The organism is uncultured Ferrimonas sp., assembly GCF_947489035.1.
In the GTDB taxonomy this organism is placed as follows: Bacteria; Pseudomonadota; Gammaproteobacteria; order Enterobacterales; family Shewanellaceae; genus Ferrimonas.
Genome location: NZ_CANLCI010000022.1, coordinates 12,364 through 34,781, shown reverse-complemented (window position 1 = coordinate 34,781; position 22,418 = coordinate 12,364). Strand labels below are relative to the sequence as shown.

The following is a 22,418-nucleotide window of genomic DNA, read 5'->3' as shown; positions in this document are numbered from 1 at the left end:
GCCAAACAACGGCTAACGGGACCTACGATTAAACACAGGTTTGCTCCACAGTAGGTGTGATTAGCCGCAGGCGTAATCGCACACCGCATTAGCAGCAGGCATAGCGCGGCACAGACACCGAAAACAACGCCCCGCAGTGGCGGGGCGATTGCCAAGCGAAGAGGGCGAACCCGCGGTTACGTTACCGCTGCGCCAAGCCGATGCAGCCAGTCAATGGCCGTGTGGGGCAGCCCGCGCCTCAGTGCAGTTTGCCAACGGCCTTGCCCGCCAACAACTGCTGGATGGAATCCACAAAGCGCTGGGTGGCGGCGTCGTTCGGCGAACGTAACTGATAGGCATTATGAAAACGGATATCTAAGCTGACGTTATCGCGGCTGAGGCTTAAGTTGTGGGCATCCCACTCGCCATCCACCACAAACCCTTGATACTCCACGCCATCCTCCACCGGATGGCCGTGCTCTAACACCAACTGCACCACTTGCAGCGCCGGGGTTACTTCAATGCGTTCAGACATGCTGTTGCTCCAGATCCAATAAGTCTGATGCCATCTAACCACAGGGTGAGACCGCAAAAACGTGAACTCAAAGCGGGATTTTTGAGCCCAAGCTGGCGTAGGGCCGTGACTTTTTTTCAGCGCACAAAAAGGCGGTGTCTTGGTTAACTGTTGGCGTTGCTGTGATAAAGGCATTGGCACCTGCGGTGCGATGTCGCCACTTTGCATTCAAGTGGTTAGGTCGCGGTGGCGACGGCACACTAGCTCGTAGCAAAAAGGGGGGATTCTCCCTTTGGGATCCCCTTTGCCTTAGGTTGGTGCTGCTTAGGCAAAAGCGATTCAACAGCCCGTACAAAAAACCACCGTAAGAACGGTGGTTTCTCCGTGGTTTTACGTGCTGGGGGATTCGGGCTTATTTCGCCCCAAAACGCTGCTCTAAATAGGCGATGATGTCACCGGATTCATACATCCAGCGCACTTCACCCGCTTCTTCAATCCGCAGGCACGGCACCATCAATTTGCCGCCTTCGCTGGCCAATTCATCACGGTGAGGGCTGCCCACTTTGGTGTCGCGCAGCGCCATCGGCAGATCCAAGCGGTGCAGCGCCCGGCGGGTTTTAACGCAAAATGGGCAGGCATACAGCTGGTACAGGCTCAACCCTTGCAACTGTTGCTCCACCTGCGCTTGGGCAGAAACATCACGGCGCACTTTACTTGGGCGCGAGATCCAATCACCAAACACAATCACTCGGCCTAAGCCTTCCCGTAAGCCTTTAATCAGCAGTTTCTTCACGACACATCTCAATTTCGGACAGAAAAGTAGCCGCAGTATAAAGCCAAGTGGCTCACACTTCAGTGGATTTTTTGATGTGAGCCAATCGATTTCCTCTGCCGCTTAGCCCACCCCTTCCAGCCGCGGCGACGCGCGCACCGCAACCGCCGCATCAACGGCCCCCGTAGCCACCGCCGCACGTTGACAGTCGGCTCGAAACACCACATCGGTTTGACCTGCCCACAGTCACTGGCGACACTAGTGGCCCATTGCCCCCTCTTGCCGCGAGCGCCCCATGCCCCATGCCCTGCTACAACAACACTTTGGCTTTAGCGAATTTCGCCCCGGCCAGCAACAAACCATCGAGCACCTGTTACAGGGGCACAGCGCCGCCGCTATTTTTCCTACCGGATCGGGCAAATCCCTGTGTTACCAGTTGCCCGCCTTGGCGCTGCCCAACTTAACCTTGGTGATCTCGCCGCTGCTGGCGTTGATGCAGGATCAATTGGCGTTTTTGCACAGCAAAGGCATCGCCGCCGCCACCATCGATTCAACCCAATCGTTTGAGCAAACCCAGCAGGTGATGCAGCAGGTACGCCGCGGCGAGATTAAGATTTTGATGATTTCGGTCGAACGCCTGAAGAACGAACGCTTTCGTCACTTCATCGGCCAGATCCCGATCAGCTTGCTGGTGGTGGACGAAGCCCACTGCATCAGTGAATGGGGCCATAACTTTCGGCCGGATTACCTTAAGCTGCCGCACTACCGCCACAACCTAAACATCGAACGGGTGCTGTTGCTCACCGCCACCGCCACCCCCAAGGTGATCAACGACATGGCCGCCAAGTTTGCCATCGCGCCGGAATGCATCACCGCCACCGGTTTTTATCGCGCCAACTTGGATCTGGCCGTGCAAGCGGTGGCGCCAGAGCAGCGGCAACAAGCGCTGTTGCAACACTTAGACAGCCGCCGCGATCAAGGGGCCATTGTCTACGTCACCCAGCAGCAAAGCGCCGAGCAAGTGGCGCTGGCGCTCAGCCAAGCGGGGCATCGGGCAGCCGCCTACCACGCCGGCTTAGATCACCCCGTGCGGATGCGGATCCAGCAGCAATTTATGGCCGGTGAACTGGCGGTGATTGTCGCCACCATCGCCTTTGGCATGGGGGTCGACAAAGCCGATATCCGCCACGTTATCCATTACGATCTGCCCAAATCCGTTGAAAACTACAGCCAAGAGATCGGCCGTGCCGGTCGCGATGGGTTGCGGGCTGAGTGTTTGGTGTTGGCCAACCAAGCCAACCGCTCGGTGCTGGAAAACTTCATCTTTGGCGACACCCCCGAAGCCGACAGCATTGAACGGGTGCTGACCGAGATCAGCCAAGCGGGGCCGCAATGGGAGCTGATGGCCAACCAACTTTGCGGCAGCAGTAACGTGCGGCCACTGCCGCTGCGAACCCTGTTGGTGTACCTAGAGATGGCCGGATTGATTGAAGCCAAATACAGCTACTACGCCGAAGTGAAATTTAAGCTGCTGGTGAGCGAAGCCGAGCTGGCCAACCGCTTTAACGGCGAGCGCCACGCCTTTGTGCAAGCGCTGCTGACCTACTGCCAGAAAGCCCGCACCTGGTGGCAGGTGGATTTTGATGCACTGCATCAAGGCTACGGCGCCGAGCGCAGCCGCGCCCTTAGCGCGCTGGATTACTTTGAACAGCAAGGGCTGATCGAACTGCAAACCAAACAGATGACCGAGGTCTATCAGGTGCAGCAGCCGTTGCCCGCGCTGGCACCGGTGCTGGCGCAACTGGTGCAGCAGTTTGCCGACAAAGAGCACAGCGAAGTGGCGCGCATCGCCCAGATGCTGGCGCTGCTGCAAAGCCAAAGTTGCCTCAGCTACGCCTTAGCCAGCTATTTTGGCGACGGCGAAGCCCCCAGCCAGTGTGGCCATTGCAGCGCCTGTCGCGGCGCAGCGGCCACCCTAGCGCAGGCACCCGCCCCAGCCATGGCCAGCGCCGCGCAGTTGCAGCAGTGGATTGCGCCACTGCAACAGGCGTTAGCGCAACAGGGCTGGCCGTATAGCCCCCGCTTAGGGGCTCGATTTCTTACCGCCCTGCCCAGCCCGTGGCTCACCAAGCTGAAAGCGCGCACGTTACCGGGCTACGGCCAGCAGCAAAGCCAGCCCTTCGCCACGCTACAACAGGCGCTCACCGCGCTCAGTACTCACAGTAATCACGGTTAGAGCATATTCATTATCGAGTTTGTGCTATTTAGTCCGGCACGGTGGCGCAGTTTTCATTACAATTGCGCCAATTTGATAATTTGAGACGCCCCATGCTGCTGCAAAACGATCTGCTGCGCCAACTGCGCTACGCCCTGAACTTTAACAACCCGGATGTGATCGCGGTGTTCGCACTGATGAATTACCCGATCACTAAAGAAGAGCTGGATCACCTGCTGAAGAAAGAAGAAGAAGCGGGTTTTGTGGCGTGTCGCGACCGGACCTTATCGGCCTTTTTGGATGGGCTGATCATCAAGTTCCGTGGCGTGCAAGAGGGCCGCGAGCCAAAACTGCTGACCGGCAAACAACGGATGAGCAACAACGACATCCTGCGTAAGTTGCGTATCGCACTAGAGTTAAAAGACACCGACATTGTCGAGATCTTAGCGTTGTCTAACTTCCGCCTGACCAAGTCAGAGTTGTCGGCGCTGTTCCGCAAGCCGGATCATCGCAACTACCAAGTGTGTGGCGATCAGTTACTGCGTAACTTCGTTCGTGGCCTCGGCATTAAACACCGTAAAAAAAGCTGATCTAAGATGAATGGGTGCCCCAGTGCTGGTTTATTGTTCGGCACTGGGGCCGTTTTGGCCAGTATTCACCTAATTGTGCATGTCAGATGCATCAAATTGAGTGGCAGCGCCCACGCGCACAAAAAAAGACCTTTAAAATGTCGTTCAACTCTCATTAGTGAGGTCTTTTTATTACAGTGCTGGCCAATTTTTCATATCATGACTCGGTTAACATCCAATCTTTACCATTAGGATCTGTAATGTCTCACAGTCTACTTATTGTCGACGACTCGTCGTTCTCCCGCCGCATGATCAAGCATGCCATTCCTGCGGGCTGGAACGTCGAAATCTCTGAAGCCGACGGTGGGCAAAGTGCGCTGGATCAATGCCAGCAGCAACAGTTTGATTTTGTTTTCCTTGATCTAACCATGCCCGAAGTGGATGGCATCGAGGTATTAAAGCAATTGCAGCAACGTCACTACGCTGCCACCATCTTCGTGATCTCTGCTGACATCCAACACGGTGTTCAGCAAGAAGCACTGGAGTTGGGCGCTAAGGGCTTTATCCCTAAGCCAATCACTGCCGAACAACTTGAAACCATGCTACGCCAGGAAGGTGCGCTGTAATGAACCAATATCAACTGTCCGCGGACGAACTTGACGCTCTGCGTGAACTCACCAACATTGGCATGGGCCGCGCTGGCGCTAAGCTGTCAGAAGTGTTTGAGAGCAAAGTAAAACTGTCCGTGCCACAAGTTGAATTTGGCAATCAAAGCACCGTCACCAACTTGGTGCAGCAGTTTGGCCGCAAGTCGGATCCCGTTAACATCGTGCAGCAAGAGTTTATGGGGCAGATGTTAGGCCGCTCCTCGCTGCTGTTTGGTGGCAGCGCCATCAACGCCCTGATGGAATACCTCGGTTACGACGACGAAGACGCGAAGTCTCAGGCGATCCAAAAAGAGATCTTCAACGAGCTGACCAACGTCATCAACAGTGCCTCGTTATCGGGTTTATCCGAAGCGATGCAACTGGACGTGCACTTGGCGCAACCGGTGCTGGTGGAGTTTGAAACCCGCAGCGAGTTAGTCGACGCCAACCGTTTGCTCGACACCTCCAGCGATCAGGTGTTGCTGATCGACATCAAGCTCGAAATTGAAGAGAAAGGCGTCCACTGCGACAACATCATCTCTTTGCGCCCAGAAGGGCTGCAGCACTTGATCTCCTCATTGCGAGCATTGATGGCATGACCCCATTTGAATCCGGCCCTGAGGATCACAGCGACAGTAGCGAATTCGATTTTTCCAACGTATTGGAATCGATGTCGACCGCTGGCGTATTTGCGGTGGATCGCCGCTTAAATGTGATCTTCTGGAACCGCTTTATGGAAGTACACAGCAAGCTCAAGGCCAGCGAAGTGCTGAATCAAAGCTTGCCGCGTTTCTTTCCAGAGCTAAAAGAGGGCTGGTTCGCCAAAAAAGTGCGCTCGGTGATGGTGCTGGGCAACCAGTCCTACACCAACTGGACTCAGCGTCCTTACCTGCTGCACTTTCCCAGCAGCCAATACAGTGTTGGCGATGTTGATCACATGTACCAAAACTGCGCCATGTGGCCCCTGCGCGACACCAAAGGGGTGGTGCAGGGCGTGTGTGTGTCGGTTCATGACGTCACCGAAATGGCGATGGCACAGAAGATGCTGGAAGACGCCACCGAACAAGCACTGGAATTTGAAGAGTCCAGCAACCGCGACGAGATGACCGGCCTCTACAACCGCCGTTACTTCTTCGAGCAGTTAAACCACGACATCGCCCGTTGTAAACGCTACGACTGGCCGATGGTGGTGGCGATTTTCGACGTTGATAAATTTAAAGACGTTAACGACACCTACGGCCACCCCGCCGGTGATGAAGTGCTGATCGAGATTGGCAACCGCATTCAAACCTGTTTGCGCTCCTCCGACACCCTCTGCCGTTTTGGCGGAGAGGAGTTTGCGCTGCTGCTGCCCAACCTGCCAGGCAGCGCCAGCGTATCGGTGCTAAACCGCCTGCGCGAATCGATTTGTGCTACTCCCATCCAAACCGAGCATCACCAGATCAGCGTCTCCATCAGCATCGGTGGGGTGCAGTTTGAGTTCGATAAGCCGTCGAAAGATGCGCTGTCAGAGGCCGATAAAGCCCTGTACGAAGCCAAACTGACTGGGCGAAATAAAGTGGTGATGGCCAACTGAGGTTGCCTCGCTGCGGCTTCCCCCGCGAACCAACAGCGCCCAATGTGGCGCTGTTTTTGTTTCCGCCGATTGTCCCCTGCCCTGTTGCTGCGCTCGCTGCTCAGCCGATCTGCCCTGCCGGTTTGGCCACTCGCGGCGATCACCCCCTTTGCCGATCTCTTGACCGATCTATTGACCGAACTCTGATGTCGGCGTCGATCCGGCTCAGCGCCGCCCTTGCAGCAGCGCGCCAACAAAATGCATATTGATGCAATCAACACCCCGACCAATGTTGCCGCAATGTAAACCCAGTCGGCAGTGAACTCAATCATCAACCGCCATCCCGCGGCGGGCAGGGCCAAGGCGGCCACAGCCGCGTTAGCCCAATCGCCACCAGATCAGCGCAAAGCCAGCGCTGACGGGCAAAACAAGCCGCTACTTATGGAGAACAAGTAACCTAACGCCCCATAAAAGCCATTGTGCCAGCGCCGTTTGGCTGCAACAAAATCACAACATTTCGTGCTATTTCGCTAGTGCCCCAAAACTGAATTCATCGTCACTTCAATTTACAAAAATGAATAAAACAACAAAATTAACGAATAACTATTGACTGAGTTTTTCGCTGTGGCTTATAGTTCGCTGCAACAACGACGTACTGCCATGACAGAGAATCCCCATGAAAAAGACCATCGCCGCCGTAAGCTTCTCCTTAATCGCCCTAAGTGGCTGCAATCAAACCACCGACAAGCAACAACTGATTGTCGGCACCAACGCCACCTTCCCTCCGTTTGAATACGTTGGCGGCGCCAGCGGCAGCGACATCATCGGTTTTGATATCGATCTCGCTAAGCAAATTGCCGCCGACGCGGGCAAAGAGCTGGTGGTGAAAGACATGAAGTTTGATTCACTGATTGTTGCCCTAAACGCCGGCAAAATTGACATGATCGCCGCCGGCATGACCATCACCCCAGAGCGGCAAAAAAGCGTGGCCTTCTCTGCGCCTTACTACGAAGCCACCCAAGTGGTGATCACCCAAGCGGATTACCACGGCATCAGCACCAGCACCGATTTAACCGGCAAGAAGGTTGCCGTGCAGCTGGGCTCAACCGGTGACGGCATGGCCACCGAGCTGGGCAGCCACGTTGCCGCCTTTAACACCGGCTTTGAAGCGGTGATGGAGCTGAGCAACGGCAAAGTGGATGCGGTGCTGTTTGATAGCCAACCCGCCAGCAACCTGATCGCCAAGAAACCCCAGTTGCAGCTGCACACCATGGAGTTTGAACCCGAGTATTACGGCTTCGCGGTCGCCAAAGACAACGCCGAACTGGTGGCGCAGATCAACACCACGCTGCAAACCATGCAAAGCAACGGCAGCTACACCACCCTGCTTAACACCTACATGAAGTAACCATTATGCAAGCGCTGATCGACTCCCTGTTTACCCCCATCGGCAGCGATGGTTTGATTGGCGGATTGCTGATCCTCGAAGGCTTAAAGGTCACCTTGCTGGTGACCTTCGCAGCCACTGTCTTTGGCTCCATCCTTGGGGTGGGCGCCACCTTGCTGAAGATGTCCGGCAAGTGGTATCTGAAATGGCCCGCGGATCTGTACGTTGGCATCATCCGCGGCACCCCCGTGGTGATCCAGCTGGTGATCCTCTACTTCATCGTGTTGGCGTCGTTCGACATCGACAAAGTGGGCGCGGCGATCATCGCCTTCTCCATCAACAGTGGCGCCTACATCAGCGAAATTATCCGCGCCGGCATTCAAGCGGTGGATAAGGGCCAAACCGAAGCCGCACGGTCGCTGGGGCTATCGGAAAGCCAAACCTTAAAAGAGGTGATCCTGCCGCAGGCGGTGAAGAACATCCTGCCCGCCCTTGGCAACGAATTTATCGTGTTGCTGAAAGAGACCGCGGTGATCGGCTTTATCGGTGGGGTGGATCTGATGCGGGCTGGCGAGATCATCCGTAGCCGCACCTTTGAAGACGTTATCCCGCTGTTTACCTGTGCCGCGATCTACCTAGTACTGACCTACAGCTTCACCTTTATGCTGTCTAAGTTCGAAAAGAGGCTAAAACAAAGTGATTAAAATTAATAACCTCCACAAAAGCTACGGCAGCAACAAAGTGCTCAATGGCATCAGCGAACACATTAAAGCAGGGGAAGTGGTCAGCGTAATTGGGCCGTCGGGTTCGGGCAAAAGCACCTTTTTACGCTGCCTCAACCTGCTGGAGCAACCCAGCAGCGGCGACATCATCATTGAAGGGGAATCGATCACCGCCAAAGGCGCCTGCGTTGATAAGCTGCGCCAGAACGTTGGCATGGTGTTTCAGAACTTCAATCTGTTTCCCCATAAAACCGTCAAGCAGAACATCACCTTAGCGCCGGTAAAACTGAAGCTAATGAGCCAAGCGCAAGCCGATGCCGAAGCGCTGAAGTTGCTAAAGCAGGTGGGCTTGGCCGACAAAGCCGAAGTGTACCCAAACAGCCTCTCTGGCGGCCAAAAGCAGCGGGTGGCGATTGCGCGGGCGCTGGCGATGCAACCGGACATGATGCTGTTTGACGAGCCCACCTCAGCCCTGGATCCCGAGATGGTTGGCGACGTACTGGATGTGATGAAGGATCTGGCGCAACAGGGGATGACCATGGTGGTGGTAACCCACGAAATGGGCTTTGCTCGCGAGATCTCCGATCGGGTGATCTTTATTGATGGCGGCGAAATCGTGGAAAACGCCAAACCCGCCCAGCTGTTTGATGCGCCACAACACGCCCGTACCCAAGCCTTTTTAAGCAAAGTGCTGCGGTAAGCTCAGCCGCTTTATCTGACTCACCTTGATCCCCCCAAGGTGAGTTTTTTCATTTAAAGTGAAATTTTTTTAACGTTACCACGGTCTATTGCCAAGCCCCGCTCCTCGTCACCGATAGCGAATTGAAATACAAATGGAATGGCTATGACCCTGCCTTCAAACCAGATCGTTCGCGGCCTCTTTATCGCCTTTATTTTTGTCGCCACCATCATGGCCGCCATCAGCTGGAGCAGCATCAGCACCGGCTTAATGGTGAAGCAGGATTCGCACCAGCTGGTGCAACGTCATATTCCCGAACTTGAAAGCATCAGCGCCTTACAGCGCGCCCTCGACAGCCAGCTAAATCAGCTGTATCTCTACTACGCCACCACCGATGGCAGCCGCTATGCCGATAACGCCAACCAACGGCAACAGCAGATCAGCGAGCAACTGCAGCGGCTGCAACAACTGGGGTTAGCCCGAATCGAGATCGCCACCTTAAGTAACGCCCTGCAGCAGTACCAACGCTTTGCTGGCCGGTTCAGCACCGAAATGCAACGCCCAGAGCGCAGCTGGGATAGCCTGCGCCTGCATCTGGCCGACGCCCAGTTTGCCGCCAATGGCGTGCAGCAACAGCTGGATCAATGGCAACGCCAGATCCACACCCGCAGCCGCGCCAACTCGCAAGCGGCGCTCACCAAAGTGGAAACCCTCACTTGGAAGTTGATTGTGTTTTCTCTGGTGATGATGGTGGTCGCCAGCTTTGTGTTATTCGCGCTGTATGGCCGCTTAAAAGATCGTGATCAGCTGTTCCGGCTGGCCTATTTCGACAGCGACACCCAACTGCCCAACCGCCGTGCCCTGATTCAGCAACTGCCACAGCACCACCAAGGCGCCTTGGTGTTACTGAAACTGGATCGGCACGCCATGTTAAGCGCCAGCTACGGCCACAGCTTCAGCAGCAAGGTCATGCACACCCTCACCGATTGGCTGCAAAGCCAGCTGCTGCGCCAGCAAGTGCAAGCCAAGCTGTACCGCATTAACGACGACAGCTGGGCGCTGCTGTGCCAACAACAACAGCAGCAGTTGCAGCCGTTACTGCAGCAGTTACAGCGGATCAGCGCCACCCCCTTTTGCATCGAGCAACGCTCGCTGAACCTGCGCCTGATCTTAGGGATCACCCACTTTCCCGCCGATGGCAGCAAGCCGGATCAGCTGTTGCGTAACGCCGATGCGGCGCTGCAAGCCGCCAGCAACGCCGGCGCCGAACAGCGCATCTACGACAGCGAACTGATTAAGGCATCGCAGCAGTGGCTGGCCACCGAAAGTGGCCTGCGCCACGCCTTAGCGCAACAGCAATTTGAACTGCACTACCAAGCGAAAGTACGCAGCGATGACCGCCAGCTGGCCAGTGCCGAAGCGCTGATCCGCTGGCGCCACAACGAACAGCTGGTCTCGCCGGGGCTGTTTATTCCGGTGGCCGAACAAAGCGGGCTGATCGTGCCGATTGGCACCTGGGTGTTGCAGCACGCCTGTTGGCAGCTGGCGCAGTGGCAACAACAAGGGCGACCGCCCTGCCCCATCGCCATTAACGTATCGGTGCAGCAGTTTCAACAAGACAACTTCTGTGAACTGGTGGCCAGCGCCATTCATCAGCACCAGATCCCCGCTTGCTTACTGGAGTTGGAGATCACCGAAGAGATCGCCGCCACCGATCCCAACCGCGTGATCCACACCATGGCGCGCTTAAAAGCCCTTGGGGTGTCGTTGGCGCTGGACGATTTTGGCACCGGCTACTCGTCGCTGTCGTACTTACAGCAACTGCCCATCGATACCCTCAAAATCGATCGGGCGTTTGTCACGCACTTACACCGCAACCCAGACAACGCCGCCATCGTTGATGTGATCATGGGCTTAGCCCAGCAGCGGGGGTTAACCGTGGTGGCCGAAGGGGTCGAAACCGAAGCGGAATGTCTGGCGTTGCAGCAAAAGCAGTGTCAGCTGCTGCAAGGCTTCCTGTTTGCTCGCCCTCAGCCCGCCGCGCAATTTGAGCAACAGTGGCTGAGCCCACGGCCGCCAGAGACCAACGCCGCCGAGCGCGACAGCGCCGCTGTTGCTGACTGATCACTTCAGCGCAGCCACAACAATAATTCCAGCCAAGTGAGCGGCTTCGAGAAAAGTCCGGTTCGTGGGCAGGAGCTTTCAGGCAGAGCAGCTATGCTAAATCGTTGTCCCTAACTTTAATAAGGTTATAGCGATGAAAGCCCTAGTGCCGCTGTTAACGCTATTACTCGCAAGCCCCATTGCGCTTGCGGATAGCTGCGTAGACTGCCACAGCAAAGAAACCCCCAACGTGGTCAAAGATTGGCAACTGAGTAAACACCATGACGCCGACATCAGTTGCGACACCTGCCACGGCGACGAGCACAGCTCTGCCGCCGATGTGGATAAGCTGCTGACCATCACCGCCGAAACGTGCGCCGCGTGCCACAGCGAACGGTTTGAACAGTTCGCCAAGGGCAAACACGCGCTGGCTTGGGCGGCGGTAAAAGCGATGCCCACCACCCACGCCCAACCGATGGCACTGAATCAAGGCTTAAAAGGCTGTACCGGTTGCCACAAGCTGGGGCTAAAAGGGGAAGCGGAGATCGCCGATCTGAAAGCCGCCGGCAGCAAGTTTGGCCAAGCCAGCTGCGATGCCTGCCACACCCGCCACACCTTCTCGGTGAAAGAGGCGCAGCAACCGCAAGCTTGCCAAACCTGTCACATGGGCTTTGATCACCCGCAGTGGGAGATGTGGTCCAGCTCGAAGCACGGGGTGCGCTATCTGTTAAAGCAAAATGGCACCTTGCCTGCTGATACCCCCGCCCCAACCTGCCAAACCTGCCACATGGTCGATGGCGATCATGAAGTGCGTACCGCTTGGGGCTTTTTGGCGGTGCGACTGCCGCTGTCGGAGGATCCCCAATGGAAAGCGGATCAGATCACCATCTTGCAGGCCCTTGGGGTGCTGGACATGGACGGCAAGCCAACGCCGCGCTTAGAGGTGGTGAAAGCCGCCGATGTGGCGCGCTTAACCAAAGCGGATTTCGACCGCGAGCGCAACAAGATGCTGAAGGTCTGCGGCGATTGCCACAGCGCCAACTTCGCCCAAAACGAGCTGGATAATGCCGATAAGCTGATCCGCGATCTCGACCACCTGCTGGCCGAGGGGATCCGCATCATCGCGGGCTTGTATCAAGATGGGATCATCCCTAAACCCGCCAACTACGCCATGCCGTTTCCGGATCTGCTGACCTTCCAAGACGCCCCCACCGCCATCGAACAAACCCTGTTCGAGATGCACCTAAAGCACCGCATGCGCGGCTTCCAAGGTGCCTTCCACGCTAATCCAGACTACGCGCTGTGGTACGGCTGGAGCGAGATGGTGCGGGATCTGCAAGAGATCAAAGAGAAAGCCGCCGAGATGCGCGCCGCCAAAGGCCATAAGGTAAGCCAAGCGCCCTGAGCCACGCCAGAATCCGCGCGCCAGAACCTGCGTGGTTGCGGCGGCTGGCGCTGTGCCATGGCCGTGCAGCCGCCATCAAAAAGCCCCGTATTATCCATACGGGGCTTTGTTGTTATCGGCTTAGCTGTTATCGGCTTAGCTGTTATCGGTTTTGCTGTGGGTCATGTCGCAGTGGCTGCGCCCAAGCGCTGTGGTGCAGCACGGTCAGCAGCAACGCCGCTAAACTGTCGCCCACAATGGCGTTGCCGGCGGCGCTGCCGTTGGGGTGGCAGGCGGGCGCGCCTTCGGCCAGATGCAGCCACTGCACCGTTTGCCGGGTGCTCACCTGCGCCAAATACTGCTGGGCTTGGCTTAGGCTTACCCCCCACGGGGTTTGGGCACTGCTGGGCATCATCGCAATGGCGTCAAGATCCAACTCCAGCCCAACCGGCGCTTTGGGGGCGGCCAGCCACTGCAACGCTTGCTCGGTATCTTGCGCTAACCGCTGCGGCGACAGCGCCCCGGCAAAAGCACGGCAGTGTTGTTGGGCAAAGACCGCCAGCGTGGCGGCCGAGTTTTTATAGGGGTTCATCCCCACCAACGCGTAGCGCGCCAAGGCTTGCTCGGCCAAGGCGTAGCCAAAGGGGTTGCCGCTGTGGCGCCCTTCACACGGGCGCGTATCGGCATGGGGATCCAAGTTGATCACTCGCGCCGCTTCGCCTTTGGCTTGCTGATAAGCGCGGATCAACGGCAGCGCGTTGTTGTGGCCCCCGCCAATCACAATCGGAGTCAAGCCAGCGGCAAAGATTGGCGTCAGCAGCGCCTGTAAGCGTTCATCCAGCTGCGCCACCAGCTGCCGTAACTGCTGCAACTGCGGCGCTTGGCTGAGATCCAAACTGGCCGCTTGCTGCTGCAGATCCTCAACCTGTAACCGCCCCAACAGCGCCAGTTGTTTACTGGGCAACTGCGGGTGCCATTGCAGATTCAGCAGCCGCCCTAAGCAGGCAGCCCAGCCGCCATCGGCACCGCCTTGGCCCAAGTTGGCTCGGGGGCCAATGTCTTCCGGCACCCCCAGCAACACAAATCGCAGCCCAGCCTGTGCCCACTGCTGCAGTTGCTCCACCACGGGCCGCTGCCCCTGCCAATGGGGGATGCATTGGCCGAGCCGCTGTTCATCAGCACGCTCGTTCACCCACGTCAGGGGCTGCTCGGCCCGCAGTAACTCGGTCACACGGTCCGCGTGGCTCATGATTGCACCTGCTGTGGTTGGCCTTCAATCCAGATCTGGCTGGGGCGGATCCCGCCAAACTGATACGCCAGCTCCGCCGGCGTTTGCAGCGGCCATAACACCAGATCCGCCCGTTTGCCCCGCGCCAAAGTGCCGCAGTGATCTTGCCAGCCCAGCGCCAGAGCGCCGTTACGCGTCACCGCCGTCAGCGCCTGCGCTGGGGTCATGCCCCACAAGGTGCAGGCAAAGTTCAGCATCAATTGCAGCGAAAACAGCGGCGAGGATCCGGGGTTGGCGTCGCTGGCCAGCGCAATCGGCACCCCAGCCTGTTGCAGCGCCTGCAGCGGCGGCTGCTTGGTTTCCCGCAGGAAATAATACGCGCCGGGCAACAACACCGCGGTGGTGCCCGCGGCCGCCATCGCGGCAATGCCCGCGGCATCCAGATATTCCAGATGATCCGCCGATAAGCCGCCGTGGCGCGCCACCAACGCCGCGCCGCCTTGGTTGGTCAGTTGCTCCGCGTGCAGCTTCACCGGCAAGCCCAAGGCGTTGGCGCAAGCAAACACTCGCTCCATCTGCGCCGTCGAAAAGGCGATGGATTCGCAAAAGCCGTCCACCGCATCCACTAACCCTTCGGCGGCTAAGCTGGGCAGCATGGTTTGGCACAGCTCATCCACGTAGCCGTCGGCGTTATCTTGATACTGTGGCGGCAAGGCGTGCGCCCCTAAAAAGGTGCGTTGCAGCTTGATGCCAAACTCTGCGCCCAAGCGACTGGCCGCTTGCAGCATCTGCCGTTCGCTGGCCAGATCCAGCCCATAGCCGGATTTAATCTCAATCCCCGTTACCCCTTCCGCCAGCAACGCCTGCAGCCGTGGCCGCGCCTGCGCCACCAAGGCATCCACACCCGTCGCGCGGGTGGCGCGCACGGTGCTGTTGATGCCGCCGCCAGCGCGGGCGATGTCGGCGTAACTGACCCCTTGCAGCCGCTGTTCAAACTCCTCGGCCCGATTGCCGCCAAACACCAAGTGGGTGTGGCAATCAATCAGCCCCGGCAGCAGCCACTGGCCTTGGCCGTCCACCTCTTCGGCTGCGCTGGCGTTGGGCGGCAGCTGCGCCTCGGCGCCTAACCAGGCGATGCGACCGCCAGCAATGGCGATGGCGCCATCGCGCACCACGCCGTAATCGGGATCGAACTGAGGATCTTGGCTGCCGTGCTGCGCGGGCTCGAAGGTGGCCAGATGGACATTGCGGATCAGTCGATCCCAGCGAACTGGAGCGGCTCTATTCATGGTGGTTTCTCATCTTGTGCTGCCTCATTGATGGCTGACGCGGCGGTTTGCCTTGGGCACTTCACGCGGGCAGTTCACGCGGACGTTGCGCTTGGGCAACATCGAAGTAAGGCCAAAGGCGGCTCAGCCCAGAATAAAATCGACAGCTTGTATATACAACCTCCATGTGCCAATTTAATAACCATCAATTAACAACAAGGCAACACTGCCGTTATGTCGCTTCCGCGCTTTGAGCAGATCAAACAGCACATCTACCAACAGGTAGAGCAAGGTCTGTGGCCACAACACCAAGCGATCCCATCGGAAAACGAGCTGGCGCAACAGTTTGCCGTTAGCCGCATGACCGCCCGCCGTGCGGTCAGTGAATTGGTGGAACAAGGGGTGCTGGTGCGAACTCAAGGCAAGGGCACTTTTGTCGCCGATCTGCGGGCGCAAACGCCGATGTTGGCGATCCAAAACATCGCCGATGAGATCCGCAATCGCGGCCATCGCTGGCACTGCCAAGTGCTGCAGCTGCAGTGCCAAGCCGCCGACTTAGCCGCCAGCGTTGCCCTGGCGGTTGAGCCAGACGCGCCGCTGTTTTTGTCATTGATTGTGCATTTAGAGAACGACATACCAGTGCAGCTTGAGCGGCGGTTAGTGAACGCCCACTTGGTGCCAGATTACCTAGACCAAGACTTTAGCCAGCAAACCTCGCACGAATATTTGTGTCAGGTTGCGCCACTCACGGCGGCGCAACACGTTGTCGCCGCCATCGGCGCCAGCCCCAGCCAAGCCGCGCCGTTGCAAATTGAAACCGGCTGCCCCTGTTTGCAGATCCAACGCCGCAGCAGCAGCCGTAACGGCATCATCAGCCAAGCCAATTTGATCTACCCCGGCCACCGTTATCGGCTGGGCGCCCAGCTTGATTTCAATGAATAACGACAACCAGAGAGAGCACTCATGAGCCTACGTCATGATCCAAGCCGCCACATTAAAGCCGACACCGGCACCGAGCTCAGCTGCCAAAGCTGGCTGACCGAAGCCGCCATGCGAATGCTGCAAAACAACCTCGACGCCGAGGTGGCCGAAAACCCACAGGCGCTGGTGGTGTATGGCGGCATTGGCCGCGCCGCCCGCGATTGGCAGTGTTACGACACCATCATCGAGGTGTTAAAGCGACTGCAAGACAACCAAACGTTGTTGGTGCAATCCGGCAAGCCGGTGGGGGTGTTTGAAACCCACGCCAACGCGCCACGGGTGCTGATCGCCAACTCCAACTTGGTGCCGCACTGGGCCAACTGGGAGCACTTTAATCAGCTCGATAAGCAGGGGCTGATGATGTACGGCCAGATGACGGCGGGATCGTGGATCTACATCGGCACCCAAGGGATTGTGCAAGGCACCTACGAAACTTTTGTCGCCATGGCCAAAAAACACTTTGATGGCAACGCCACTGGCCGCTGGGTACTGACCGGTGGCTTAGGCGGCATGGGCGGCGCGCAGCCGTTGGCCGCGACCATGGCGGGCTACTCTTGCATCGCGGTCGAATGCGACGAAAGCCGCATCGATTTTCGCTTACGCACCCGCTATGTGGATAAAAAAGCCCACAGCCTTGATGAAGCGCTGGCGATGATCGACGCCGCCCACGCCGCCGGTGACACCGTCTCGGTTGGCTTGCTCGGCAACTGCGCGGACGTGTTCCCAGAAATGGTGGCGCGCAACATCACCCCAGACGTGGTCACCGACCAAACCAGCGCCCACGATCCGCTGAACGGTTACCTGCCCCAAGGCTGGACGCTCGCGCAGGCCGCGCAGCTGCGCGAACAAGAGCCCGCCGCCGTGGTGGAAGCGGCCAAGACCTCGATGGCGCTGCAAGTGCGCGCCATGCTAACCCTGCAAGCGCGCGGCGCCGCCACCACCGATTACGGCAACAACATACGGCAGATGGCGTTTGAACAGGGCGTGGAAGACGCCTTTGATTTCCCAGGGTTTGTGCCCGCCTACATTCGGCCGCTGTTCTGCGAAGGGATCGGCCCGTTCCGCTGGGTGGCGCTGTCTGGCGATCCCGAAGACATCTACAAAACCGACGCCAAGGTGAAAGAGCTGATCCCCGATGATCCGCACCTGCACAACTGGCTGGATATGGCGCGAGAGCGCATCGCCTTCCAAGGCCTGCCCGCACGGATCTGCTGGATTGGTTTGAAAGATCGCGCCCGCATCGCCCAAGCCTTCAACCAGATGGTCAAAGATGGCGAGCTGAGCGCGCCAGTGGTGATTGGCCGTGATCACCTCGACTCTGGCTCGGTGGCCAGCCCCAACCGCGAAACCGAAGCGATGCTCGATGGCTCCGATGCGGTCTCCGATTGGCCGCTGTTGAACGCCATGCTCAACACCGCTGGCGGCGCCACTTGGGTGTCGTTGCACCACGGCGGCGGCGTCGGCATGGGCTTCAGTCAGCACTCTGGGGTGGTGATTGTGGCCGATGGCAGCGACGACGCCAGCCAACGCATTGGCCGCGTGCTGCGTAACGATCCTGGCACTGGGGTGATGCGTCACGCCGACGCCGGTTACGACAGCGCCAAGCAGTGCGCCCGCGAGCAAGGGCTGGATCTGCCGATGTTGGCCGACTAAGCCGCGTCCGCTAACACAGCAGCCGTTCGAGTTACTGCTCGTCGCCGCCCTTATCCGCCGCAACGAGCAGCACTCGCACGGCTGCGATAACACCTTGAACCACCCGCACCACAGCAAACGCGACCAACCACAAGATCGCGAAAAAGATAACAATACGGAGATCGTTATGTCTGTGCTTCATGTCACCCTACAACCGGGTCAGCTTACGCTGGCTCAGCTGCGCGCCATCGCCCGCAACCCTGTTTCGTTGACTCTGGCCGAAAGCGCCATTGCCCCCATTAACGCCTCCTGCGAAACCGTCAGCCGGGTGCTGCGCGAAGGCCGCACCGTGTATGGCATCAACACCGGTTTTGGCTTGCTGGCCAACACCCGCATCGCCGAAGCAGAGCTGGAGCTGCTGCAGCGTTCTATTGTGTTGTCCCACGCCGCTGGGATCGGCCAATACATGCAAGACAGCACCGTGCGCTTGATGCTGGTGTTGAAAGTGAACTCGTTAGCGCGGGGCTATTCTGGCATCCGCTTAAGCGTGATCAACGCGCTGATCACCCTGCTCAATGCCCAGATCTACCCCTGCGTGCCGGAAAAAGGCTCGGTTGGGGCCTCTGGCGACTTAGCGCCCTTAGCCCACATGAGCACCCTGCTGCTGGGCGAAGGGTTTGCCCGCCACAATGGCGAGGTGATCCCCGCCGCCGCGGCCTTGAAGTTGGTTAACTTGGCGCCGATCGCCTTAGCCCCGAAAGAGGGCTTAGCGTTGCTGAACGGCACCCAAGCCTCTACCGCCTTTGCCCTGCAGGGGCTGTTTGCCGCCGAAGATCTCTACGCCGCCGCCACCGTCAGCGGCAGCTTATCGGTGGACGCCGCCAAGGGATCGCGCCGCCCGTTTGATGCCCGCATCCACCAAGTACGCGGCCACCAAACCCAAATTGATGCCGCCGCCGCGTACCGCCATCTGCTGACCGACAACAGCACCATTGGCAACAGCCACGTTGGTTGTGCCAAGGTGCAAGATCCCTACTCGCTGCGCTGCCAACCGCAGGTAATGGGCGCCTGCCTAGAGCAGATCCGCAGCGCGGCTAAGGTGCTGTTGGTGGAAGCCAACTGCGTCTCGGATAACCCGCTGGTGTTTGCCGACGACAACGACATTGTTTCTGGCGGTAACTTCCACGCCGAACCGGTGGCGATGGCCGCCGATAATCTGGCCTTGGCCATCGCCGAGATTGGCGCCTTGTCGGAGCGACGGATGGCACTGCTGATCGACAGCGCCATGACCGGCTTGCCGCCGTTCTTGGTAGACAACGGTGGGGTTAATTCCGGCTTTATGATCGCCCAAGTCACCTCCGCCGCCTTAGCCAGCGAAAACAAAAGCTTGGCCCATCCAGCGTCGGTCGACAGCCTGCCCACCTCCGCCAACCAAGAAGATCACGTGTCGATGGCCACCTTTGCTGCCCGTCGCCTGCGCGAGATGAGCGACAACACCGCCGGAGTGCTGGCGGTCGAGCTGTTGGCCGCCTGCCAAGGGTTGGATTTCCTCGCCCCCAACACCAGCAGCGCCCCTCTGGAGCAAGCCAAAGCCAAGCTTCGCGCCATCGTGCCGTTCTACGACAAAGACCGCTACTTCGCCCCAGACATTGAAGCCGCCCAGCAGCTGATCCAATCCGCCATCTACAACCAAGCGATGCCCGCCAAGTTGTTGCCGAGTGTCGGCTAACCTTAACGCTGCTACGGCTTTTCATTGCAACCAAAACGGGCTTAGCATTTCTTGCTAAGCCCGTTTTGGTTACAACGTTGCTGGCCATTTATCACACCAGAGCAACCCCGCAACAACCCTCAGTTCACGTCCACAGAAACCCTTTGAGATTGATTGAAAAAGCACACCAATTTGCTGTCTTTATCGCCAGCAGGTTCCTATAATGCCGCTCCATTTTCCCCAATACCGAGCGCCGTGATGTTGTTCAAACGTTTCCTTACCGCCACTTTATGCCTATTGCCATTGCTGGGCAGTGCTGCCGAAACCACTGCAGCGACGAACAACGACGTGGCAAACCGTGCCGACCCACTGGCGCAAGCGCCAAGCTACACCGATGCCCCGACAGGGGTGCAGATCCGCTTTACCGAGCAAGGCACCATTCGCGCCATTTTGGCCGTGGGCGAAGCGGACTTACTGTTTGGCGATCGCACCGATCAACGCCAAGCACTGAAACTGGCGATCATGCGCGCCAAAGGCCACATCAGCCGCTTTCTGAAAGAGCGAGTGACCACCAAAGACAGCCAAGACGAGATCACCAACACCGCTGTCGTCGACGACGTAGCCAGCCGTGAGATCCTGCGTACCCAAATTGAATCGATCAGCACCGAATCCGACGCCCTGCTTAGCGGTGTGGTGGTCTTGATGGAAGATATCCGCAGCGACGAAAAATACGTGCGGGTGACCATTGGCATTAAGCAGCAAACCATCAACGCCGCCGCCGGTCTTGGCCAGATGATCAATCAAGGCATTGCTGACGGTCAGCGTTTACCAACTCAGCCCGACAGCAAAACCGAGAACAGCAAGAACGAGAGTAAAAGCAAAGGCCAACGTGAAGTGCGTACCAGCGAGATGTATGAAAACTTCTAACTGGCTGTGGCTGGCCGCAGTAAGTTGCTCTGCGGCCGCAACACCCAGCGCCGTTACCCAGATCGGCCTCGACGGGGTGCCGCACTTCCGCATTCGTGCCCAGTTAACCGATGAGGCTGGCTCTGCCGCAGCGCGCGCCAAACGGTTGCGCTTTGCCACCCTGCGGCTTTTGCAGCAGCATCTTTCCCCCCAAGAAGGGCGCTGCTTGCAGCTGCGCGGCTTACGCCATCCGCCACAGCAGCCCGCCCATGGGTTGGTGTCGGTCGTCCCCCTAAGCGGGGTAACTGAAGTGGATTGTGCCCACGCCCTTGAGCCTTTGCCCATTGATGAGGCCGAGATCAACGCTTTCAGCCACCCGCAGTTGCTCGATTACTATCGCCAAGCATTGCGCCGCGGCGAGAGCGCGTTGGCCAAACGTTACTACCAACAGTTGAAATCGCGATGAATCGACTTGTCGTGTTGCTGCTGCTGGTGAGCGTCAATGCGAGCGCCGCGACCTTAGTCGAGCGGTTGCACACTCTGCCGCTGCTGAATCAAGCTCAGCTGATCACCCATAAACAGCAGCAATTTGTGGTGGCCGTTGGGGACGCCGAGCTAAATAACGACAGCGCCCGAGCCAAGATCAACGCCATCAAGGTGGCGCGAGCGCAAGCACTGGCGGCGCTTAACCGCTTTATTCACGGCGAGCAACTGCACAGCCGCGATGTGGCCTTAAATGGTCAGCTAACCAGCCGCATTCGCGCTCACAGCCGTGGTGTGCTGAATCAACAACAACAGCGGCGCTGGCCCGTAGACGGTGGCTATCGCGTCGCCATTGTTTTACCCATTTTGGATGCCCAACCATGAGATCCCTTCTGATTTTTGTGCTGCTACTGCTTAGCGGTTGCAGCAGCACAACAACGCCGCAGCCAACCAAAGCCGACACCCAGCAGGTTATTGCCAGCGGCATTGGCGCCAGCAGCAGCGAAGCGCTTAGCAACGCACTGCAAAACGCCATCCAGCATTACGTTGGCGTGGTGGTGGACAGCGACACCCAAATTGAACAAGAGCGTTTGATCCGCGATCAGATCTTGCTGGCCTCCAATGGCTACATCAAAACCTACAAGGTGCTTAGCCGCAGCAGTGACGATGGCTTGTTCGAGGTAAAGGTTCAGGCATTGGTAAAGCAGCAGGTATTGGATGCCAAGCTGCACCAGCTTAATTTAAGCCAGCACGCCCCAGAGCAAGTGGAACAAGCGGAACAGCGGATCAAGACCAAGGTTCGCAGCAAGGCGCAGATAATGGCGGTGATCAATCACGCCATTGCCGATCTGTTTAGCCTTGAAGGCGCCGAGCAACTGCTGCAAGCCAACATCGACCAAGTAACCCTGCTGGAAGACAAGGCCGACAGCCACAGCGTGCCGATTAAGATCGACTTCAGTTATGGCATCAACGCTGACGCCTACAAAAGCAAATTGGCGCAGTTAGAGCAGCAATTTGCCGCACTCAACCTGCCGCACTATCCGGCGCTATTAAGTCCAGGGCTTAACTCCAGAAAAAGCATAAGCCTTAATAAATTGGATCGCGATGGCCACTACTTCTACGTGATCAATGAACGCCAGCGAGAGAATCTGTTTGGTCAGATGGGGCCGCTCACCCAAGCAGACATGTGGCAGCTGCCGGACGCCATTGATTGGCAGCAATTGCCTTATCAAGCCTTAACCCAACGACGTAAATCCACCCCGCTGGAACTGATTGTTACCCTGCAAGGTTCGCAAGGGCCGCTGCTGCAACAACAAGTACCCGTCAAGCTTGGCATGCTGCAGCGCACGCTCAATGTTTACGGCACTGGCCGCCCCAACCCCATCTCGGTGAAATTGTTGGGCTTCCACCCTAACGGCCTTGGGGTTACCGCCAGCCGCTACGTTAATGGTTGGCAACCGACGCCCAAATACAAGCCGGGGCAAATACTCAGCATCAACGGCATTGAACCGCTGATGTTCAACTTCCGGCATGTGCCTCAACCCAAATACTGGGCAGCGAAAAGCCAATCCATCATTGTGAAGCTGCCGCTGGATCAGATTGATCAGATCCGCGAATACCAATTGGCACTGAAGCTAACGCCTTTAAAAAAACGACGTTAATGTGCCCGCTCAAGGCGCGCGGTTG

The 22,418-nt window shown here is 57.8% G+C and carries 22 protein-coding genes; 17 read left to right on the top strand and 5 right to left on the bottom strand.

What is annotated here, in order from left to right; all coding sequences use genetic code 11:
- Positions 1–238: 238 nt before the first annotated feature.
- Both Q0796_RS13180 and Q0796_RS13175 read right to left on the bottom strand, forming a co-directional pair.
- On the bottom strand, positions 239–514 hold the full coding sequence (locus tag Q0796_RS13180) for a DUF3081 family protein (protein ID WP_298444007.1): 276 nt from the start codon (positions 512–514) through the stop codon (positions 239–241).
- A gap of 391 nt (positions 515–905) precedes the next feature.
- On the bottom strand, positions 906–1,286 hold the full coding sequence (locus Q0796_RS13175; protein WP_363322316.1) for a glutathione S-transferase N-terminal domain-containing protein: 381 nt from the start codon (positions 1,284–1,286) through the stop codon (positions 906–908).
- Between the two features lie 274 nt (positions 1,287–1,560).
- Between Q0796_RS13175 and Q0796_RS13170 the strand changes: the two genes are divergently transcribed.
- From Q0796_RS13170 to Q0796_RS13125, 10 genes are all read left to right on the top strand, one after another.
- Positions 1,561–3,501 carry a RecQ family ATP-dependent DNA helicase gene (locus Q0796_RS13170; RefSeq protein WP_298444005.1) on the top strand — a complete coding sequence of 647 codons (1,941 nt, stop codon included), beginning with the start codon at positions 1,561–1,563 and terminating at the stop codon, positions 3,499–3,501.
- A gap of 92 nt (positions 3,502–3,593) precedes the next feature.
- Positions 3,594–4,070, top strand: coding sequence for a DUF1456 family protein (locus Q0796_RS13165; RefSeq protein WP_298444004.1), 477 nt, complete (start codon positions 3,594–3,596; stop codon positions 4,068–4,070).
- Between the two features lie 239 nt (positions 4,071–4,309).
- Entirely contained in the window at positions 4,310–4,675 is a 366-nt protein-coding gene (locus tag Q0796_RS13160; protein WP_298444002.1) for a response regulator, read from the top strand.
- A complete protein-coding gene (locus tag Q0796_RS13155; RefSeq protein ID WP_298444000.1) occupies positions 4,675–5,295 on the top strand; it encodes a chemotaxis protein CheC in 621 nt (206 codons plus the stop codon). Before Q0796_RS13160 ends, Q0796_RS13155 begins: the two co-directional genes overlap by 1 nt.
- Positions 5,292–6,272, top strand: coding sequence for a diguanylate cyclase (locus tag Q0796_RS13150; RefSeq protein ID WP_298443999.1), 981 nt, complete (start codon positions 5,292–5,294; stop codon positions 6,270–6,272). The genes Q0796_RS13155 and Q0796_RS13150 overlap by 4 nt, the downstream gene beginning before the upstream one ends.
- Before the next feature lie 655 nt (positions 6,273–6,927).
- Positions 6,928–7,659, top strand: coding sequence for a basic amino acid ABC transporter substrate-binding protein (locus Q0796_RS13145; RefSeq protein ID WP_298443997.1), 732 nt, complete (start codon positions 6,928–6,930; stop codon positions 7,657–7,659).
- 2 nt (positions 7,660–7,661) lie between these two features.
- Positions 7,662–8,342 carry an amino acid ABC transporter permease gene (locus Q0796_RS13140; protein ID WP_298444062.1) on the top strand — a complete coding sequence of 227 codons (681 nt, stop codon included), beginning with the start codon at positions 7,662–7,664 and terminating at the stop codon, positions 8,340–8,342.
- The gene (locus tag Q0796_RS13135) at positions 8,335–9,060 is read left to right on the top strand and encodes an amino acid ABC transporter ATP-binding protein (RefSeq protein WP_298443995.1); all 726 of its coding nucleotides are present in this window, start codon (positions 8,335–8,337) and stop codon (positions 9,058–9,060) included. Before Q0796_RS13140 ends, Q0796_RS13135 begins: the two co-directional genes overlap by 8 nt.
- A gap of 144 nt (positions 9,061–9,204) precedes the next feature.
- A complete protein-coding gene (locus tag Q0796_RS13130; protein ID WP_298443993.1) occupies positions 9,205–11,163 on the top strand; it encodes a bifunctional diguanylate cyclase/phosphodiesterase in 1,959 nt (652 codons plus the stop codon).
- A 133-nt stretch (positions 11,164–11,296) separates the two neighbouring features.
- The gene (locus Q0796_RS13125; protein ID WP_298443991.1) at positions 11,297–12,547 is read left to right on the top strand and encodes a multiheme c-type cytochrome; all 1,251 of its coding nucleotides are present in this window, start codon (positions 11,297–11,299) and stop codon (positions 12,545–12,547) included.
- Between the two features lie 142 nt (positions 12,548–12,689).
- On the opposite strand, the gene Q0796_RS13120 is transcribed toward Q0796_RS13125, so the two are convergent.
- Together Q0796_RS13120 and hutI are read right to left on the bottom strand one after the other, a co-directional pair.
- Positions 12,690–13,775, bottom strand: coding sequence for an arginase family protein (locus Q0796_RS13120; RefSeq protein ID WP_298443989.1), 1,086 nt, complete (start codon positions 13,773–13,775; stop codon positions 12,690–12,692).
- Positions 13,772–15,043, bottom strand: a complete 1,272-nt coding sequence (hutI, locus tag Q0796_RS13115; protein ID WP_298443987.1) for an imidazolonepropionase — start codon at positions 15,041–15,043, stop codon at positions 13,772–13,774. The genes Q0796_RS13120 and hutI overlap by 4 nt, the downstream gene beginning before the upstream one ends.
- 213 nt (positions 15,044–15,256) lie before the next feature.
- Here hutI and hutC point away from each other — a divergent pair, with 213 nt between their 5' ends.
- Positions 15,257–15,964 (top strand): histidine utilization repressor, encoded by a 708-nt coding sequence (gene hutC / locus Q0796_RS13110; RefSeq protein WP_298443986.1) that lies wholly within the window; start codon positions 15,257–15,259, stop codon positions 15,962–15,964.
- Between the two features lie 21 nt (positions 15,965–15,985).
- Positions 15,986–17,656: a urocanate hydratase gene (gene hutU, locus Q0796_RS13105; protein WP_298443984.1), complete on the top strand. Its 1,671-nt coding sequence runs from the start codon at positions 15,986–15,988 to the stop codon at positions 17,654–17,656.
- 31 nt (positions 17,657–17,687) lie between these two features.
- Here the strand turns inward: hutU and Q0796_RS13100 are convergent, their stop codons facing one another.
- Positions 17,688–17,837 (bottom strand): hypothetical protein, encoded by a 150-nt coding sequence (locus Q0796_RS13100; RefSeq protein WP_298443982.1) that lies wholly within the window; start codon positions 17,835–17,837, stop codon positions 17,688–17,690.
- Between Q0796_RS13100 and hutH the strand changes: the two genes are divergently transcribed.
- From hutH to Q0796_RS13075, 5 genes are all read left to right on the top strand, one after another.
- Positions 17,823–19,364 carry a histidine ammonia-lyase gene (gene hutH, locus Q0796_RS13095; protein ID WP_298443980.1) on the top strand — a complete coding sequence of 514 codons (1,542 nt, stop codon included), beginning with the start codon at positions 17,823–17,825 and terminating at the stop codon, positions 19,362–19,364. The genes Q0796_RS13100 and hutH overlap by 15 nt on opposite strands.
- 237 nt (positions 19,365–19,601) lie before the next feature.
- A complete protein-coding gene (locus tag Q0796_RS13090; protein WP_298443978.1) occupies positions 19,602–20,270 on the top strand; it encodes a hypothetical protein in 669 nt (222 codons plus the stop codon).
- The gene (locus Q0796_RS13085; protein ID WP_298443976.1) at positions 20,257–20,715 is read left to right on the top strand and encodes a hypothetical protein; all 459 of its coding nucleotides are present in this window, start codon (positions 20,257–20,259) and stop codon (positions 20,713–20,715) included. The genes Q0796_RS13090 and Q0796_RS13085 overlap by 14 nt, the downstream gene beginning before the upstream one ends.
- Positions 20,712–21,116, top strand: a complete 405-nt coding sequence (locus Q0796_RS13080) for a hypothetical protein (RefSeq protein ID WP_298443974.1) — start codon at positions 20,712–20,714, stop codon at positions 21,114–21,116. Before Q0796_RS13085 ends, Q0796_RS13080 begins: the two co-directional genes overlap by 4 nt.
- Complete coding sequence (locus tag Q0796_RS13075; protein ID WP_298443973.1) at positions 21,113–22,393, top strand: hypothetical protein; 1,281 nt, start codon at positions 21,113–21,115, stop codon at positions 22,391–22,393. Before Q0796_RS13080 ends, Q0796_RS13075 begins: the two co-directional genes overlap by 4 nt.
- The last annotated feature ends 25 nt before the right edge of the window (positions 22,394–22,418 follow it).